This is a genomic window from Pantoea sp. DY-5 (genome assembly GCF_019795955.1).
GTDB classification, from domain to species: domain Bacteria; phylum Pseudomonadota; class Gammaproteobacteria; order Enterobacterales; family Enterobacteriaceae; genus Pantoea; species Pantoea leporis.
On record NZ_JAIMIE010000001.1, the window covers coordinates 728,042 to 745,136 of the forward strand.

At 54.8% G+C, this 17,095-nt stretch carries 21 protein-coding genes; 10 read left to right on the top strand and 11 right to left on the bottom strand.

Annotated elements, in window-relative coordinates:
- Position 1 precedes the first annotated feature (1 nt).
- The 4 genes from tyrS to anmK form a co-directional block, all read right to left on the bottom strand.
- Positions 2-1,276, bottom strand: coding sequence for a tyrosine--tRNA ligase (gene tyrS, locus K5Y30_RS03380; protein WP_222210506.1), 1,275 nt, complete (start codon positions 1,274-1,276; stop codon positions 2-4).
- A gap of 138 nt (positions 1,277-1,414) precedes the next feature.
- Positions 1,415-2,071 carry a pyridoxamine 5'-phosphate oxidase gene (pdxH, locus tag K5Y30_RS03385; RefSeq protein ID WP_222181914.1) on the bottom strand — a complete coding sequence of 219 codons (657 nt, stop codon included), beginning with the start codon at positions 2,069-2,071 and terminating at the stop codon, positions 1,415-1,417.
- A 20-nt stretch (positions 2,072-2,091) separates the two neighbouring features.
- Positions 2,092-2,421 carry an MliC family protein gene (locus K5Y30_RS03390; RefSeq protein WP_222210507.1) on the bottom strand — a complete coding sequence of 110 codons (330 nt, stop codon included), beginning with the start codon at positions 2,419-2,421 and terminating at the stop codon, positions 2,092-2,094.
- 9 nt (positions 2,422-2,430) lie between these two features.
- On the bottom strand, positions 2,431-3,552 hold the full coding sequence (gene anmK, locus K5Y30_RS03395) for an anhydro-N-acetylmuramic acid kinase (RefSeq protein ID WP_222181912.1): 1,122 nt from the start codon (positions 3,550-3,552) through the stop codon (positions 2,431-2,433).
- A gap of 275 nt (positions 3,553-3,827) precedes the next feature.
- Here anmK and slyB point away from each other — a divergent pair, with 275 nt between their 5' ends.
- The gene (gene slyB, locus K5Y30_RS03400) at positions 3,828-4,295 is read left to right on the top strand and encodes an outer membrane lipoprotein SlyB (RefSeq protein WP_008110282.1); all 468 of its coding nucleotides are present in this window, start codon (positions 3,828-3,830) and stop codon (positions 4,293-4,295) included.
- A 39-nt stretch (positions 4,296-4,334) separates the two neighbouring features.
- On the opposite strand, the gene slyA is transcribed toward slyB, so the two are convergent.
- Entirely contained in the window at positions 4,335-4,772 is a 438-nt protein-coding gene (gene slyA, locus K5Y30_RS03405; protein WP_007892783.1) for a transcriptional regulator SlyA, read from the bottom strand.
- Between the two features lie 151 nt (positions 4,773-4,923).
- Here slyA and K5Y30_RS03410 point away from each other — a divergent pair, with 151 nt between their 5' ends.
- Genes K5Y30_RS03410 through K5Y30_RS03420 form a run of 3 tightly spaced genes read left to right on the top strand, consistent with a single transcriptional unit; the run spans position 4,924 to position 8,032 of the window.
- Positions 4,924-5,160: a DUF1656 domain-containing protein gene (locus K5Y30_RS03410; RefSeq protein ID WP_008110284.1), complete on the top strand. Its 237-nt coding sequence runs from the start codon at positions 4,924-4,926 to the stop codon at positions 5,158-5,160.
- A 6-nt stretch (positions 5,161-5,166) separates the two neighbouring features.
- Complete coding sequence (locus K5Y30_RS03415) at positions 5,167-6,024, top strand: HlyD family secretion protein (protein ID WP_222210508.1); 858 nt, start codon at positions 5,167-5,169, stop codon at positions 6,022-6,024.
- Between the two features lie 7 nt (positions 6,025-6,031).
- Positions 6,032-8,032 (top strand): FUSC family protein, encoded by a 2,001-nt coding sequence (locus K5Y30_RS03420; protein WP_222210509.1) that lies wholly within the window; start codon positions 6,032-6,034, stop codon positions 8,030-8,032.
- Here the strand turns inward: K5Y30_RS03420 and K5Y30_RS03425 are convergent, their stop codons facing one another.
- The 4 genes from K5Y30_RS03425 to K5Y30_RS03440 all read right to left on the bottom strand — a co-directional run bounded on the left by K5Y30_RS03425 (position 8,033) and on the right by K5Y30_RS03440 (position 10,437).
- Complete coding sequence (locus K5Y30_RS03425; RefSeq protein WP_222181910.1) at positions 8,033-8,500, bottom strand: hypothetical protein; 468 nt, start codon at positions 8,498-8,500, stop codon at positions 8,033-8,035. It abuts the gene before it with no gap.
- 130 nt (positions 8,501-8,630) lie between these two features.
- Positions 8,631-9,149 (bottom strand): superoxide dismutase family protein, encoded by a 519-nt coding sequence (gene sodC, locus K5Y30_RS03430; protein ID WP_101764542.1) that lies wholly within the window; start codon positions 9,147-9,149, stop codon positions 8,631-8,633.
- Positions 9,150-9,229: 80 nt separating this feature from the next.
- On the bottom strand, positions 9,230-10,126 hold the full coding sequence (locus K5Y30_RS03435; RefSeq protein WP_137385685.1) for an aldo/keto reductase family oxidoreductase: 897 nt from the start codon (positions 10,124-10,126) through the stop codon (positions 9,230-9,232).
- A 71-nt stretch (positions 10,127-10,197) separates the two neighbouring features.
- The gene (locus K5Y30_RS03440; RefSeq protein ID WP_008110296.1) at positions 10,198-10,437 is read right to left on the bottom strand and encodes a DUF1289 domain-containing protein; all 240 of its coding nucleotides are present in this window, start codon (positions 10,435-10,437) and stop codon (positions 10,198-10,200) included.
- A 228-nt stretch (positions 10,438-10,665) separates the two neighbouring features.
- Between K5Y30_RS03440 and eptA the strand changes: the two genes are divergently transcribed.
- The 5 genes from eptA (at position 10,666) to rnt (ending at position 15,371) form a co-directional block, all read left to right on the top strand.
- On the top strand, positions 10,666-12,303 hold the full coding sequence (eptA, locus tag K5Y30_RS03445) for a phosphoethanolamine transferase EptA (RefSeq protein ID WP_222210510.1): 1,638 nt from the start codon (positions 10,666-10,668) through the stop codon (positions 12,301-12,303).
- A 39-nt stretch (positions 12,304-12,342) separates the two neighbouring features.
- Entirely contained in the window at positions 12,343-12,939 is a 597-nt protein-coding gene (locus K5Y30_RS03450; protein WP_222210511.1) for a TetR/AcrR family transcriptional regulator, read from the top strand.
- A 50-nt stretch (positions 12,940-12,989) separates the two neighbouring features.
- The gene (locus K5Y30_RS03455) at positions 12,990-14,087 is read left to right on the top strand and encodes an alkene reductase (RefSeq protein ID WP_222181906.1); all 1,098 of its coding nucleotides are present in this window, start codon (positions 12,990-12,992) and stop codon (positions 14,085-14,087) included.
- 100 nt (positions 14,088-14,187) lie between these two features.
- Positions 14,188-14,595 carry a lactoylglutathione lyase gene (gene gloA / locus K5Y30_RS03460; RefSeq protein WP_007892766.1) on the top strand — a complete coding sequence of 136 codons (408 nt, stop codon included), beginning with the start codon at positions 14,188-14,190 and terminating at the stop codon, positions 14,593-14,595.
- A 107-nt stretch (positions 14,596-14,702) separates the two neighbouring features.
- A complete protein-coding gene (rnt, locus tag K5Y30_RS03465) occupies positions 14,703-15,371 on the top strand; it encodes a ribonuclease T (RefSeq protein WP_210081606.1) in 669 nt (222 codons plus the stop codon).
- A 35-nt stretch (positions 15,372-15,406) separates the two neighbouring features.
- Here rnt and K5Y30_RS03470 read toward each other — a convergent pair whose 3' ends face one another.
- On the bottom strand, positions 15,407-15,742 hold the full coding sequence (locus K5Y30_RS03470) for a Grx4 family monothiol glutaredoxin (RefSeq protein ID WP_175501675.1): 336 nt from the start codon (positions 15,740-15,742) through the stop codon (positions 15,407-15,409).
- 364 nt (positions 15,743-16,106) lie between these two features.
- Here K5Y30_RS03470 and K5Y30_RS03475 point away from each other — a divergent pair, with 364 nt between their 5' ends.
- The gene (locus K5Y30_RS03475) at positions 16,107-16,898 is read left to right on the top strand and encodes a C40 family peptidase (protein ID WP_222210512.1); all 792 of its coding nucleotides are present in this window, start codon (positions 16,107-16,109) and stop codon (positions 16,896-16,898) included.
- Between the two features lie 55 nt (positions 16,899-16,953).
- Here the strand turns inward: K5Y30_RS03475 and K5Y30_RS03480 are convergent, their stop codons facing one another.
- Positions 16,954-17,043 carry a YnhF family membrane protein gene (locus tag K5Y30_RS03480; RefSeq protein ID WP_007892756.1) on the bottom strand — a complete coding sequence of 30 codons (90 nt, stop codon included), beginning with the start codon at positions 17,041-17,043 and terminating at the stop codon, positions 16,954-16,956.
- Positions 17,044-17,095 lie beyond the last annotated feature (52 nt).

Here is a 17,095-nt window from a genome sequence, read left to right on the forward strand (position 1 = left end):
CTTACTGCCAGTTAATCAGGCAGTAATGTTTTTTACCGCGACGCAACAACGTGAAACGTCCAAACAGTTTATCGCTGTCGCTGAAACGGTACTCCGCATCTGACTGTTTTTCGCCATTCAGCGATACCGCGTTAGAACCGATCATGGTGCGCGCCTGGCCGCGTGACGGCACCAGCTCAGCCGCCACCAGCGCCTGCTGCAGATCGTCTTCTGCTGTCAGCGAGATAGTTGGCATGCCGTCCTGCGCCAGCTGCTCGAAGTCCGCTTCGGTCATCGCGCTCAGGCTGCCGGAGAACAGGCTCTCGGTGATGCGTTTTGCCGCAGTTAAGCCGCTTTCGCCGTGCACCAGACGCGTCACCTGCTCAGCCAGCACGTATTGCGCGCGTGGCGCTGTGCCGCTGTTTTTGTCTTCTTCTTCCAGCGCATTGATCTCTTCAATGCTCATGAAGGTGAAGAACTTCAGGAAGCGATATACGTCGGCATCCGCAGTGTTGATCCAGAACTGGTAGAACTTGTATGGACTGGTTTTCTTCGCATCCAGCCACACTGCGCCACCTTCGGTTTTACCGAACTTGGTGCCGTCAGACTTGGTGATCAGCGGTACGGTCAAGCCCCACGCCTGCTGCTGATGCAGACGACGCGTCAGATCGATACCGGAGGTGATGTTGCCCCACTGATCGGAACCGCCAATCTGTAGCACCACATCGTGACGCTTGTTCAGCTCCGCAAAGTCATAACCCTGCAGCAGGTTGTAGGAGAACTCGGTGTAAGAGATGCCCTGATCTTCGCGGTTCAGACGCTGTTTCACCGCTTCGCGGTTGATCATCTGATTCACAGAGAAGTGCTTACCGATGTCGCGCAGGAAGGTCAGCACGTTCATGCCGCCAAACCAATCGTAGTTGTTCGCGGCAATCGCGCTGTTGTCGCCGCAATCGAAGCTGAGGAAAGGCGCAACCTGGTTGCGGATCTTATCCACCCACTCGCCAACGGTTTCAGCGGTGTTAAGTTTACGTTCTGCTGCTTTAAAGCTGGGATCGCCAATCAGACCGGTGGCACCACCCACCAGCGCGACCGGCTTGTGTCCGGCATCCTGAAAACGTTTCAGGCAGAGCAGCGGCACCAGATGGCCCAAATGCAAGCTATCAGCGGTAGGATCGAAGCCGCAATAGAGTGCAATTGGCCCTTGCGCCAGTCGCTCTGCTAACGCTTCTTCATCCGTTACCTGGGCGACTAAGCCCCTTTCTTGCAATTGTTGTATCAGGTTACTGCTGGTCATCACTGACTCCAAATTGATCAGACTGCACCTAGGCTGGTACACAGCTTTCCGCTGACGTGCGGAGACGAAAAAAAGAGGGCTATAGCATAAAGCGCTGACGCCAACTGCGCCAGCATTGAAAGGGGATAAAACGCAGTTTTACGGGGCTAATCGGTCAATCGACCAGCCATTGTCATTACGCTGGTAGAGGAAGCGATCGTGCAGGCGATGTTCGCCGCCCTGCCAGAACTCCACGGTGTGAAATTTAACGCGGTAGCCGCCCCAGAAACTCGGCAGCGGCACGTCGCCCTGCTGGAATTTCTGTTTGAGTTCGAGGAATTTGCCTTCCAGCACGCCGCGCGCCGAGATGCGGCTTGATTGCTTCGACACCCATGCGCCAATCTGGCTATCACGCGGGCGGCTGCTGAAGTACTTCAGCACCTCCAGCGGCGACAGTTTTTCCACTTCGCCCAGCACCATCACCTGACGCTCAAGGAAGTGCCACGGAAAGTGCAGCGAGATACGCGGATTCTCTGCCAGCTGCAGCGCCTTGCGGCTGCCGAGGTTGGTATAGAACACCATGCCTTGCTCGTCGTAATGCTTCAGCAGCACGATGCGCTGATAAGGTTGGCCGCTGCTGTCAACGGTGGCGACCGTCATTGCCGTCGGATCCGGCAACTGCGCGGTGCAGGCCTGCTGCAGCCACTGCTCAAACAGCGCCAAAGGGTTATCGGGCAGATCTTTACGTCGCAGCCCGCCGCGGGTGTATTCACGACGCAGATGGGCAATATGTTGCAAGCTGTCACTGTCGCTCATGCTGTTTCTCTTTCTCACGTTTACTGAACGGAGGTATCCGCGTTCTGCAATTCACAATCATTAATCACGATTTTGTTATTACGTTCAACAAAAGCGCCATTGCCTTTTGACCAGAAGACGTAAGTGCCGTCGCTGTAGCGCGCGCCAGAGGCCGACACCGTTTGTGCCAACGTAAGTGGCTTACCGTCCAGAATAAAGCTCACCTGCTGCTTCACGTTATCCTGAGTGACCGTCAGCGGCAAAGTCCCGCACTGATAGCGCAGCTGTTGCGGCGTCTCTTCCTGCTTATGCATCATGCCGCAGCCACTTAATAGCGCCACGCTGCTCAGTATCATCATTATTTTTTTCATCTTTACCTCTTAACGACCAGGTCGGGGGTTGGCCGGATAAATTGCGCCCAATACGCTCATGTCCCGCGCGCCCGTTACCGCTGGCAGGTTGCCCGGTAATCCATTTACTGTGCGAAACGCCAGCCAGGCAAAGGCCAGCGCTTCCATATCATCACCGCTAATGCCCGCTTCGTCGGTGGTACCAACTTCAGTTCCCGACAAATGCGTGGCTAGCCGCGCCATCAGCAGCGGATTTCGGCTGCCTCCCCCGCAAACCAACAGACGATCGCAACCGTCGTTGAGCTGCACCTGCTGCGCGATGGTTAACGCCGTCAGCTCGGTCAGCGTGGCCTGCACATCCTGTGGTGGCAGCGCCGGGAAACGCTGCAACTGCTGCTCGATCCAGCTGAGATTGAAATATTCGCGCCCGGTGCTTTTTGGCGGCGGCAGGGCAAACCACGGATCGCTCAGCATCAACTCCAGCAGCGCTGGAACCACCTGACCGCTGCGCGCCCAGGCGGCATCTTTGTCGTACGGCAAACCTTTATTACGCCAAATCCACGCATCGATCAGCATATTGCCCGGCCCGGTATCAAAACCGCGTACCGGCTGGCCGGGGATCAGCAGTGAAAGATTGGCGATGCCGCCGATGTTCAGCACCATGCGGCGCTCGACGCTGTCCATCAACAGCGCCTGATGGAAGGCTGGCACCAGCGGCGCGCCCTGCCCGCCGAGCGCCATATCGCGGCGACGAAAATCTCCAATCACTGTGACGCCGGTTGCCGCCGCGATCTGGTTGTTATCGCCAATTTGCAGCGTATTCGGCGCATCACTTTGCGGCTCATGCCACACTGTTTGTCCGTGGCAGCCAATCGCCATAATGTCGCTGGCCTCCAGCGACTGCTGGTGCATCAGGGTTAAAACCGCCTCGGCGAACAGCTTGCCCAGCAGCGTGTCCAGTTGCCCGAGCTGCGACAGCGTCAAGGTTTGTCCCTGACAAATGGCCAGCACCTGCTGGCGTAATTCCTGCGGGATGGGGTGACAATAGCTGGCCTGCTGCGCCACCATTTGCCCATCAATGGCCGCCAGTACCACGTCCACGCCATCAAGGCTGGTGCCGGACATCACGCCAATATAGCGTCCTGATTTCATAGCGGTTCACTCCCTTAACATCGTCTGGCTTAAGCCTGGCAAATTACCGGGTCTAATTCTATGATAAAATTCCGCTTTTCAGCGTCACTGCACAGTGCATTGCAGCTCAGAAATATTTTCGTTGGGTAATTGAATTTTTGTTGAGGGACGATGGTCTATGCTTCGCCCCAGCCGCGTTTTATACGGACTTAGCGTCATTTGCCAGTTTTCTGTCTTATACTCTGTGCAGTACAGGATGAGAAACATGGCGTTATTTTGCATTAAGGAGCGTTCTGATGATTAAGCGTTTTGTAGCCGTGGCGTTGACCGGCTTAACTCTGGCAGGTTGTGCCAACGACAGCACCCTTTCCGGTGACGTTTACAGCGCCAGCGAAGCTAAACAAGTACAAAGTGTTTCCTATGGCACGCTGGTTTCTGTTCGTCCGGTGAAAATCCAGGGCGGCGATGAAAACAACGTGATTGGCGCAATTGGTGGTGCGGTACTGGGCGGTTTCCTCGGTAACACCATTGGCGGCGGCAGCGGTCGCAGTCTGGCAACCGCTGGCGGTGCGGTACTCGGTGGCGTAGCCGGTCAGGGCGTTCAGGGTGCGGTCAACAAATCTGACGGTGTCGAGCTGGAAATCCGCAAGGATGATGGCAACACCATCATGGTGGTGCAGAAGCAAGCGGCCACTCGTTACTCGGTTGGCCAGCGCGTCGTGATGGCGTCAAACGGCAGCCAGGTTACCGTTTCGCCACGTTAAGCGAACAGATAAAAAAACCGACGCCTGGCGTCGGTTTTTTTATTTCTCGCGGTTATGAAACTCGAGAATGTTTTTTTCCAGCCGCGCAATCAGCGTCACCATCTGATTGATTTCTTCCAGGCTGATGCCGGAAAGGATGTCATCGCGCGTGGCATCAATCACATTCTCAACCTGCTCAATAATCGGCTCGGCCTGCTTAGTCAGCTTGATGCGCTTAGCGCGGCGATCGTTGGCGCAGGTGGCGCGGGTGATCAATCCCTTCTCTTCCAGCTGATCCAGGGTGCGCACCAGCGAAGGCTGCTCAATGCCGATCGCTTTTGCCAGCTGAATCTGTGACTGCTCTGGCGGGAGTTGATGAATATTGTGTAACGTCACCCAGTGTGTTTGTGTCAACTCAAGCGGTTTCAAGCGCTGATCGATTAACGCGCGCCAAATGCGCACCAGACGAGACAGATCGGTTCCCAAGGGCGTATCCATTGCATCTCCTTATAATTAGCTTGCTAGCTATTAAGCCAGATTTTACACTATTCTGCGAGTTTACCTGGCAAATTACAAATACCAGGCCTGCATATACGCTTGCCGTCTACGCTCTATTTAGATGATTCCCGGTCAAAAAGGATGATGACACGTGTCCCTAACCGCTTTTTCCCCCAGCGCCCCGCTTACCGACCTGGTGTTCGGTGCGTCGCTGTTTTTCCCGCCGCTGTTTAAAGCGGTGTTACTCGGTTTCTTTTTCTGGTTGTTGATTCACCCGCTGATACGCGGCTGGATCTACTCCGGCGATGTCTGGCATCCCACCTTAATGGACCTTTCCCTGTTTGTACTGTGCGTCGCTGGCGCATTGTGGTTACTGAGCCTCGGATAAATCACTATGAAATTCAACCCTTTTAAGTATTTTTCAACCCTGGTGATTTTTGCGCTGGCCCTGCTTGCCGGATGGTGGATGTGGAATTACTACATGCAATCGCCATGGACGCGTGACGGCAAAGTGCGCGCCGAGCTGGTGGATATCACGCCCGAAGTGTCCGGTCGCATCATCGCTCTGCAAGTGCGCGACAATCAGTTCGTGCATAAAGGCGACGTGCTGCTGAAGCTCGATCCAGTTCCGTGGCAAATTGCGCAGGCCAACGCCGAAGCCCAACTGGCCAAAGCGCAGGCCGATCTGGCGAAAGCGCAACATGAAGCCAATCGCCGCGCCAGCCTGCCGCGCAACGTTATTTCAGCGGAAGATATGGACGCAGCGCGCTTAACCGCCAATGCCGCGGCATCAACGGCGAAAGCGGCGCAGGCCAGCCTTGATCAGGCACGCTGGAATCTCGAGCAAACCACCATCACCGCGCCCACCGATGGCTGGATCAGCAACCTGACGCTGCGCACCGGCAACTACGCCAGCGCCGGTACGCCGCTGTTTGCGCTGGTCGACAGCCACTCTTATTACGTGATGGGCTATTTCGAAGAGACCAAGCTGCGCCATATTCAGCCCGGCGCGGCCGCGCAAATTGTGTTGTACAGCAACGGCGCGCATTTGCAGGGCACGGTGGAGAGTATCGGACGCGCCATTTATGACCAAAGTGTCGCCAGCGATGGCGGGCTGGTGCCGGATATCAAGCCTAATGTGCCGTGGGTGCGCCTTGCGCAGCGCGTGCCGGTGCGTATTCGCTTAGATGCGTTGCCGGAAGGCGTGCCGCTGGTGGCGGGCACCACCTGCACCATCTCCATCGCTCACTGAGGTTGTGATGAATTTTCAGTGGCTGGCGTGGCAAAATCTGCCGTGGATAAAAGCAAGTTGGGGCGAGTGGCGCTACGCGCTGCGTAATGGCATCGCGATGTGTCTCGCCTTGACCATCGCCTATGCACTGCAACTCGATCAACCTTACTGGGCCATGACCTCGGCGGCGGTGGTGAGTTTTCCCACCGTCGGCGGTGCCATCAGTAAAAGTTTGGGGCGCATCGTCGGCAGTTTGCTCGGTGCCAGCGCCGCGCTGCTGATCGCCGGACACACGCTGAACGAACCCTGGCTGTTTGCCTTTTTCATGGCCGGGTGGCTGGCGTTCTGTACCTGGATCGCCAATCACTACCAAAATAACGTGGCCTACGCGTTTTCGCTGGCGGGATATACCGCCGCTATCATCGCCTTTAGCAGCGTCAACATCACCGATGTCACTCAGCTGTGGGATATCGCCCAGGCGCGCGTGTGCGAAGTGATCTCCGGCATCCTGTGTGCCGGATTGATGATGATGATTCTGCCCAGCACCTCAGATGGCAACGCGCTGATGAGTTCACTGCGTCAGATGCACGCGCGTTTGCTGGATCATGCGGTGTTATTACTGCAGCAAGGCAGCACTGATAACGTGCGCACCGCCCATGAGAATGTCATTAGCCAGATTCTCACCATGAATCTGCTGCGCATTCAGGCGTTCTGGAGCCACTATCGCTTCCGCCGCCAGAACAACGTGCTGAACTATGTACTGCACCAGCAGCTGCGTCTCACCAGCGTACTCTCCAGCCTGCGCCGCATGTTGCTGAACTGGCCCGACGCGCCACACGAACTTTACGACGCCGTGGCCAAACTGCTGCAGGAGCTGGCGCAGCCGCAGTGCGACAAATACCGTTTGGCGCTAATTCTGCGTGGCATCACGCCATCAGCAACCGGTGATTACCGCCAACGCGCCTTCGTCCAGAGACTGCGCTATTTCTGTTGGGTGTATCTCAACGTCAATCGCTGGATTCGCCTGATTGAACGCGCCGATGCCGATACCCGTTTTCAGCCGCCGTATGCGCCCTCGCTGGCGCGCGAAAGCGACAGTGCTGAAGCCGGCTGGAGCGCGCTGCGCACCTTTAGCGTCATCATGCTGGGCTGCGCCTTTTGGATCACCACGCAATGGGATTCCGGTGCCGCCGCCCTGACGCTTACCGCCATCGCCTGCGTGCTTTACTCCTCCGCTCCCTCGCCCAGTGGCAGCGTCTCGCTGTTGCTGAAAACCTTGCTGTGGCTGTCACTGTTTAGTTTTGTGCTGCAGTTCGGTTTGATGGTGCAAATCAGCGCGCTGTGGCAGTTTTTACTGGTGCTGTTCCCGCTGCTGCTCACCTTGCAGTTGTTCAAACTGCAGCAGAAGAAACGTGCCGGGATGTGGGGGCAATTCATTGTTTTTATGGGATCCTTTATCGCCGTCACCAATCCGCCGGACTGGGATTATCAAAGCTTCCTCAATGACAATATCGCCAAGGTGTGCGGCGTACTGCTGGCGTGGCTGGCGTTTCAGGTGCTGCGTCCCAGTTCCGATGCGCGTCGCAGTCGTCGGCATATTCGTGCCCTGCGCCATGCGTTTCTCGACCAGCTCCGCCGTCATCCGCGCCTGAGTGAAAGCCACTTTGAATCGCAAATTTATCATCACATCAGTCAGCTCAGTAACAGTCGTGACGAGCGAGCGCGCGTCTGGCTGCTGCGCTGGGGCGTGGTGTTGCTGAACTGTTCCCACATTGTCTGGCAGCTGCGCGAATGGCAGCCGACGTCGGCTACGCTCGGGCAAATGCGTGATAGCAGCCTGCAGGATCTGCAACGGATTGTGAGTCTGCGCGGCGTGCATCACACGGCGCTGCAGGCCGCGCTGGATGAGCTGGAAACCCTGATTGAGCAACTGCAGCAGCAACAGGAGAGCGAAGCCAATACGCTGGCGGGCATTTTGTGGCGCCTGCGCTGCTCACTCGCCCAGTTAGCGCAGGCGGTGCCGGATTGATTACTGACAATATTGCGTGGTTTGCCGATTAAAATCGTCCTGCAACTGATGCAGTGATTTCTGTCCTTCAAAGCGGGTTTTATCCTGATCGGACATCGGTTCAATCACCAGCGCCTTCTCCTCTGAAGAGTAGATAAAGCGGCGATACAAAGTGGTGCCGGTGAAACTTTTGCCCTGAATGCCGCCGCACACCACCGTCATCGCATGACGATAAGTTTCGCTGTGGGTGAAGTTGGTTTCGGTGGCGCTGCGCAGGACATTTTCGCAGCCGTTAGCTTCGAGCCGATGAAGTGTGTGCTGTGTCAGCCATTCACGGCCGCGCGCAATCTTCTCACAGCCGATGCGCAGCGGATTGGTATCGATGGTGCGTTGCAGTTGTCGACTGGCATCTAAACGCAGCTGTGTGTCGTTGGGTTGATCGCATCCCACCAGCAATAAACATAACAACATCATCCCACGCGCTTTCATTCCTGCCCCTGAAGGTTTTATTCCTGAATCAATATCATAGGACGGAAAAAGCGCTGAGAGTAGCAAGAAAATGGGTCAACTTTTTTCAGCGTGAGGAAATTGGGGCGACAAGCTGCTGCCGCCCAAAGCATTAGATTACGCCGCAGGCAAAACGCGCCCCGCCGCCGCCAAGCGGTTGCGGATGGTCGGCATGATTATCGCCGCCCACATGCACCATTAAGGCTTTACCTTTGATTTCACTCAGGGATTTGATGCGTGGCGCAACCACCGGATAGGTCGCCTTGCCATCTTCGGTTACAAACAGCGCGGGTAAGTCGCCAAGGTGACCATCGGCATACGGACCAAGATGCTTGCCGGTTTTTTGCGGATCGAGATGTCCGCCCGCCGCACCGGCCGCCACCGTTTTACCGTCCGACTCGCCCGGTTCACAGCTGCCTTTAGCATGGACGTGGAAACCATGAATGCCGGGTTTCAGGCCGCTTAACGCTGGGGTAAATTGCACACCGTATGGCGTTTCGCTAAGCGTGACGGTGCCAATCGCTGCCCCGATGCCTTGCGCCGTGGTTTCATGCAGCGTGACTTCTTCTGACGCCGCCTGCGCACCCGCGGCGCAGGCCAGAGCCAGCATAACAATGAGGGTTTTCTTCATAACGTCTCCTTACGGTTAGATTCCCTCTAAGCCTGGACTGCTTTCATCCAGGCTGCCGTAATTTGACGCAGCTTTACGCTTTAGGGCACATCGTAGCCGATGGCGGCTTTACGGATGCGGAACCATTGCTGGCGATCCAGCGTCAATTGGCACGCGCCAACCGCCTCTTTAACACGTTCGATTTTACCTGATCCAATAATCGGCAGCGGACGGCTTGGCAGTTTCATCACCCATGCATACACCACTTGCTCGATATTGCTGGCGCCGATCTCCTGCTTCACCTGCTCCAGCTCATCGCGCAGCGGCTGATAATGCGGATCGTTAAACAGGCGACCGCCGCCGAGGCATGACCACGCCATCGGGCGAATGCGATTTTGCTGGCACTGGTCAAGCGAGCCATCCAGCAGCGACGTTTGTTCCAGCGGAGAGATCTCCAGTTGATTGGTGACCAGACTGAACGGCAAACGCGATTGCAGCAGCGTGAACTGCGAGGCGGTGAAGTTGGAGACGCCAAAATGGCGTACTTTGCCGCTCTGATGCAGCGCCGTAAAGGCTTCGGCAATCTCATCCGCGTCCATCAACGGATCCGGGCGATGAATCAATAGCAAATCGAGGTAATCGGTATGGAAATGGCGCAGCGAATTTTCGGCGCTGTGCAGAATGTGGCTGGCTTCGGTGATGTAGTGACCAATACGGTGTTCAGGCTTTGCGCGCGTCGCAATGCCGCATTTGGTGACGATTTGCAGCTTCTCACGTAACCCTGGCGCGAGGCGCAGCGCGGCACCAAAGGCGGCTTCACATTGGTAATCGCCGTAGATGTCGGCGTGATCGACGGTGGTGATGCCCAGCGCTAAATGGTGCTCAATAAACTGCACCACTTGCTGCGGCGTCATGCCCCACTCCATTAAACGCCAGTAACCGGCGATCAGCGGTGAAAATGAGGGTCCCTGCGGTGCAATAGCCTGCGCTTGTAACATGGTTAAACTCCCTAAACACGGTTCCAGATGACGAAAGCGGGAGTATAACGGAAAGGCAAATCATCGTTTTCTTAAAACAGTTCCGGTTGTTGTGGATCATGATCTTCATCCACTTTTTGCTGCCGCTGCAGGCGCAAAAAGCGTTGCCGGCACAAGCGCAGCACATCGCGCTTTTGCGCATCGCTGAATTTCATCCAGTTAAAGCGCTCTTCCCGGCTGCGTAAACAGCCACGACAATAGCCACGCGCGTCACTCTGGCAAATGCCACGACACGGGCTGGGAACGGGGAAGAACTCAAGTTGCTCGGCCACATCCACTCCGCAATTAACATCTCATATCACATTGATAACAGCTTAATGACATTGTGCAAAGCGTAGACGCCGATTGCGCATAATCAAGCCATTACGGCGTCTGGTTACGCCTGTTTACCAAATAGCCAGCATTTACAGAATTTGGATGGTTTATGTTTACTCTTGGTTAAGGTTTTCCTCAGCTTGTCTTCATACGATTGTCACACACCTTCTTACCGTTGAGTTTTCATGAGATTCCCGACCACCCTGCAGTGCGGCACCAGCGGATTTAACCTTATTGCTGCGCTGTTCTTCGCATTAGTCCTGAATGCCCTTTTCTTGCTGCGCGCCTGGGAAATGATCCCTTACGATCATCCCCACGATTATCTGTTCGCCGCCAGTATTCCACTGGTGCTGGCCTCGGCTTTCTATTTTATTTTCTCGCTGGCTGCCTGGCCTTATCTGCGCAAGCCGTTGCTGATCGTGCTGGTGTTCGTCAGCGCCGCCGCCAATTACTTCATGCACAGTTTTGGCACGGTGATCGACACCAATATGATGCAAAACGTCTTTGAATCTGACCCGCAGGAAGCCTCAGCGTTGTTCAGCAGCCGCTATCTACTCTGGATGCTGTTGATGGGGATGGTGCCGGTGGCGCTGATTTGCGGCGTGCGTATTCGTCGTGGACCGCGCTGGTGGTGGAATCTGCTGCAACGCCTGACGGGCGCGCTGGGCGCAATATTAATAATATTGCTGATGGCGGCGCTGTTTTACAAAGATTACGCCTCGCTGATTCGCAATAATAAAAATCTGATCAAGATGATTACCCCGGCCAATATCGTCAGCGGCACCGGCCATTATGTCGACCAACGCTATCTGCAAGGTAGCCAGGCGCTGGTGAAAATCGGTGAAGATGCTCATAAAGGTCCGTTAATCTCCACAGCGACTAAAAAAACGCTGGTGGTGTTAGTGGTAGGTGAAACGGCGCGCGCCGAGAACTTTTCGTTGGGTGGTTACGCGCGAGAGACCAGTCCAGAACTGAAAAAACAGCAGGTGATTTACTATCCCAACGCCAGTTCCTGTGGTACAGAAACCGCCATTTCGGTGCCCTGCATGTTCTCGAATATGCCTCGCGTGCATTACGACGCCAATCTGGCGCACCATCAGGAAGGCGTACTCGACATCCTTGCCCACGCAGGCGTAAGCGTACTGTGGCGCGAAAATGATGGTGGCTGCAAAGGCGCCTGTGACCGCGTGCCGCACACCGATATGACGCAGTGGAAACTGCCGCAATATTGTCATGATGGTTTTTGCCAGGATGATGTGTTGCTGCATCGTCTTGATAACTATATAGCTAGCCTGCACAACGACGGCATTATCGTGCTGCATCAGATGGGCAGCCACGGTCCAGCCTATTATCAGCGCTATCCGGCTGGGTTCCGCCGTTTCACGCCCACTTGTGACAGCAAGCAGATCCAGGATTGCGATCATCAGGCGCTGGTGAATACCTACGATAATTCGCTGCTGTATACCGACGACATGCTGAGTCGCACCATCGATAAGCTTAAAGGCCTGAGTGATCGCTTTAATGTGGCGCTGGTTTATCTCTCCGATCACGGCGAATCGCTTGGCGAGAGCGGGATGTATCTGCACGGCGCGCCTTACCTGTTTGCGCCTGCGCAGCAAACACACATTCCTCTGCTGATGTGGATGTCACCGGGATACGCGGCGGCGTACCACATCAATGATACCTGTTTACGCCAGCAAGCGGCTGACGCCAAGGTTTCGCAAGATAATCTTTTCCATACGGTTTTAGGCATGTTCAATATCCAGACGCAGCAGTATCAGCCGCAGCTGGACATGATCAGATCGTGCCAAACTGCCGCCTGAGGGTTGCGTTAGACTGACTGGTCTAATAACCTGCCCCCCATGAATAAGACTCTGCAACGCAACGATACCCGTGAACACCTGCTCGCTATTGGCGAGCAGGTTTGCTTACAGCGCGGCTTTACCGGCATGGGATTGATCGAGATGCTGGCGCTGGCGGAAGTCACTAAAGGCTCGTTCTACCACTATTTTGGTTCAAAAGAGGCCTTTGGTGTGGCGCTGATTGAGCGCTACTTCAGCCATTTCCAGCAGCAGATTGATCAGCAGTTGAGTCTGCCCGATTTAACGCCGACCGAGCGCCTGTTAGCGCATTTCCGCTATGGCGAACGGCTGTTTATCGAGCAAGGTCATATTGTTGGCTGTCTTGGCGTGAAGTTGTCAGCCGAAGTGTGCGATCTCTCTGAACCGATGCGCGATGCACTGCAACAGGGTGCCAACGCCATCATCGCTGCCTATACGCGCTGTTTGACTGAGGTGGCGGCTGAGCAGCCACTGCCGTTTGCGCAAACGCCGCAGCAGCTGGCGCAGCGCTGCTACTTGCTGTGGCTCGGAGCCAGTTTGCAGAGCAAGATTTCCCGAGAGCCAGGCCCGATTAGCCTGGCGCTCAACACCATCGAACAGTGGCTGATAAGTCACTGATTTTTAAAAAGCGTCGTGACTAGACGACCGGTCTTCCTGGAGCAATCAATATGGCGAGTAAGCAGCTGTTCTCCCCACTCAAAGTGGGCGCGATTACCGTACCGAACCGCATTTTCATGGCCCCGTTGACGCGTTTGCGCAGCATTGAGCCGGGCGATATCCCTACGCCGCTGATGGCAGAATATTATCAACAGCGCGCCAGTGCCGGTTTGATCATCACCGAAGCCACTCAGATCTCTTTCCAGGCGAAAGGCTATGCCGGTGCGCCGGGTCTGCACACACAGCAGCAAATTGCCGCGTGGAAAGTGATTAACGAAGGCATTCATGCCGCCAACGGTCACAGCGCCGTGCAGCTGTGGCACACCGGACGCATTTCTCATCACAGCGTGCAGCCCGAAGGCAAAGCGCCGGTCGCGCCAACCGCGCTGGCGGCGGGTACGCGCACCTCCCTGCGCGCCGCGGATGGTTCTGTTTATCGTGAAGACACTTCCGTGCCGCGCGAGTTGTCAGTGGCTGAAATTCAGCAAATCGTAAAAGATTTTGGTCAGGCCGCTGCCAATGCGCGCGAAGCCGATTTCGACCTGCTGGAGTTACACTCCGCGCACGGCTATCTGATGCATCAGTTCCTCGCACCGGGCTCAAACCAGCGTACCGATGAGTACGGCGGTTCGATTGAGAAACGTGGTCGTTTCGCGCTGGAAGTGGTGGATGCGGCGATTGCTAACTGGTCTGCCGATCGTATCGGTATCCGCGTTTCGCCAATCGGTGCCTTCCAGAATCTGGAAAATGGCCCGGAAGAAGAAAAAGCGGCGTTGTGGTACATCGCCGAGTTGGGCAAGCGCGGCATCGCCTATCTGCACCTTTCTGAGCCAGACTGGGCGGGCGGACAGCCTTACAGCGACGCATTCCGTGAAAAAGTGCGCGCCCTGTTCCCAGGCGTGATCATCGGTGCCGGTGCTTACACTGTTGAGAAAGCCGACGATCTGATTGCGCGTGGTCTGATTGATGCGGTGGCGTTTGGTCGCGACTTTATCGCCAACCCGGATCTGGTTGCCCGTCTGCAGCAGGATGCGCCACTCAATCCGCAGCGTCCTGAGAGCTTCTACGGCGGCGGCGCGGAAGGTTATACCGATTATCCAACCCTGTAAGAAAATAGCTGCCGCGGCGGATAGGCGGCAGCGTTGTTTCATCAGTGTGTATACTAAGTTGCTTGTCATGCACTGATGACGTTTTAAAAAAGAGGATGTTATGCGTTTACTTCACACCATGTTACGCGTTGGCGATTTGCAACGTTCTATCGATTTCTATACCCGCGTGCTCGGCATGCGCGTGCTGCGTCAAAGCGAAAACACCGAGTATAAATACACTCTGGCATTCGTTGGCTACACCGAAGAGAGCGAAGGCGCGGTGATTGAGCTGACTTACAACTGGGGCGTGGATAAATACGATCTCGGCAACGCTTACGGCCATATCGCGCTGGGCGTGGACAACGTAGCTGATACCTGCGAACGCATTCGCAGCGCAGGCGGCAACGTGACGCGTGAAGCGGGCCCGGTAAAAGGCGGTTCGACTATTATTGCATTTGTTGAAGATCCGGACGGCTACAAAATCGAGCTGATTGAAAACAAACATGCCGGTCACGGCTTAGGCAACTAAGGTTGCTCGTCAGCCTGCTATTTGCAGGCTGACTTCCCTCTCCTGCTGCACCCTCCTGCGATTTTTGCCATAATGCGCGCTGCCCTATTTATTGCCATGAGATCCTGATGTCTGAATCGAACGCTTTAAACGCTCTCCACCAACGCTTCCGCGGTTTTTATCCTGTTGTGATCGACGTTGAAACCGCGGGTTTCAATGCACAAACCGATGCACTACTGGAAATTGCAGCCACCACGCTGAAAATGGATGAAGACGGCTGGTTGCACCGCGATGAAACGCTGCACTTCCATGTGGAACCGTTTGAAGGCGCCATTCTGAATCCTGCGGCGCTGGCGTTTACCGGCATCGATCCTACCAATCCGCTGCGCGGTGCGGTAAGTGAATATGAAGCCCTGCATGCGATTTTTAAAATGGTGCGCAAAGGCACCAAAGATAGCGGCTGCAATCGCGCCATTATCGTGGCGCACAATGCCACTTTCGATCTCAACTTCGTGATGGCGGCCGCCGAGCGCGCCAGCCTGAAGCGCAATCCGTTCCACCCGTTTGCCACTTTTGATACCGCGGCACTGAGCGGTTTGGTGCTGGGGCAAACCGTGTTGGCGAAAGCCTGTAAAGCGGCGGGAATGGAGTTTGATAGCACGCAAGCGCATTCGGCGCTGTATGACACAGAGCAAACCGCGACGCTGTTCTGTGAATTGGTGAACCGCTGGAAACGCCTGGGCGGCTGGCCGCTGGCTTTCAGTGAAGAATCCGCAGACGATGCGTCTGCCGGGTAATCAAAGAAAAGGCCGACATTTGTCGGCCTTCTGCATTATTCCGCTTCTTTATACTTCTCAGCGGTCTCTTTCAGCAGTGGCTGAAGTTCACCGCGCTGGAACATCTCAACGATGATGTCGCAGCCGCCGACCAGTTCACCATCGACCCACAGCTGCGGGAAGGTTGGCCAGTTAGCATATTTTGGCATTTCAGCACGAATATCCGGGTTCTGCAGAATGTCCACGTAAGCGAAACGCTCGCCACACGCGGAAAGCGCCTGCACGGCTTGCGCCGAGAAACCGCAGCTTGGCAGCTTTGGAGAACCTTTCATGTACAGCAGAATCGGGTTTTCTGCGATCTGACGCTGAATTTTTTCAACAGTACTCATTATTGCCTTCCTTAATCTTCTACTTCGTGTTTGTTTATTGTAGCGATTTCGCTCCCGGACTGAAAACGGGATTTTGCGTTTGCACGGGCTAATCGCCATGTTTGTTAAGTTAACGTATGACAAATAACATTTTCATATCATTAATTGGCATTAATAAATTAATAATTAGCAATAGTTTCGCTGTGTTAACCAGCTGAAATCGCTCATTTTTGCTACAGAATCAATCTGGTAACATATTAATGGAAAAAGGCCTTACCTTTTGCAAAAAAAGTGGATTAGAATTGCCTCGGCGCTGGTCACTTGATCAGATTTCTCTCACTTTTACGCAGTCTGCTTTGATTCAGCCTGCTTAACCTGTAACCGGATTATGCGTCTACTAATTACGCTTTTCATACTGGCTTTAGCCCAACTGTTCTTTAATGTGGCCGCTGCATCTCCGCATGCGCCCGTTAACGCCAGTTCGCTTAAAGCAGAGAAAAAGAGTGCACGTGAAGACGAGCGCCGCAAACGACGTCCGGTGAAAACCACTACTAAAAAATCGCGCCTGACTGCTGTTCAAAAATTCAAACTCAAAAAACAGACCAAAACAGAAACCGCGCTGCACAAAACCACCAGCAAAAAATCCCCGCTGAAACTCTCTGCTAAGAAATACGGTCATCAACGTTTAGCGAAGAAAACGCCTGAGATCGCCGTCGATGATGAAGCGTTAGCGCTGACCGGCATCAAAATGAGTAAAGCGCACCGCCAGCGTTATCAAAAAGCGCGTGAAACGGCGATGACCAAATTAATGGGTCAACTCGGCAAACCTTATCAGTGGGGCGGCGCTTCACCACATACCGGTTTCGACTGCAGCGGCCTGGTGTGGTACGCCTATAAAGATCTGGTGAAATTCAAACTGCCACGCACCGCCAATGAGATGTATCACCTGCGTGATGCGGCACCGATTAAGCGTGAAATGCTGGAGAAAGGCGATCTGGTGTTCTTCCGCATCAACAATCGCGGTACCGCCGACCATGTGGGCGTTTATCTTGGTAATGGTAAATTCATTCAGTCGCCGCGTACCGGCAAAGATATTCAGATTAGCGCATTGGGTGAGGATTACTGGCAGAAACACTATGTGGGCGCGCGTCGTATGATGACGCCAAAAACCATTCGCTAGTTGTTGCGCAACAGACATAAAAAGCCGGATGCTGTTCTCAGCTCCGGCTTTTTTGTTAATGCATGATCGCGGTAAAGCTGAAGGCGATAATCATCAACAGTGCGCCAACAGTGGTCATTAGCGCCAGCTTCAGGTCGGTATTCATCACAACTCCTTAGTCACACAATTATTAGGGTTAAGACGATTTTCGCATAGCA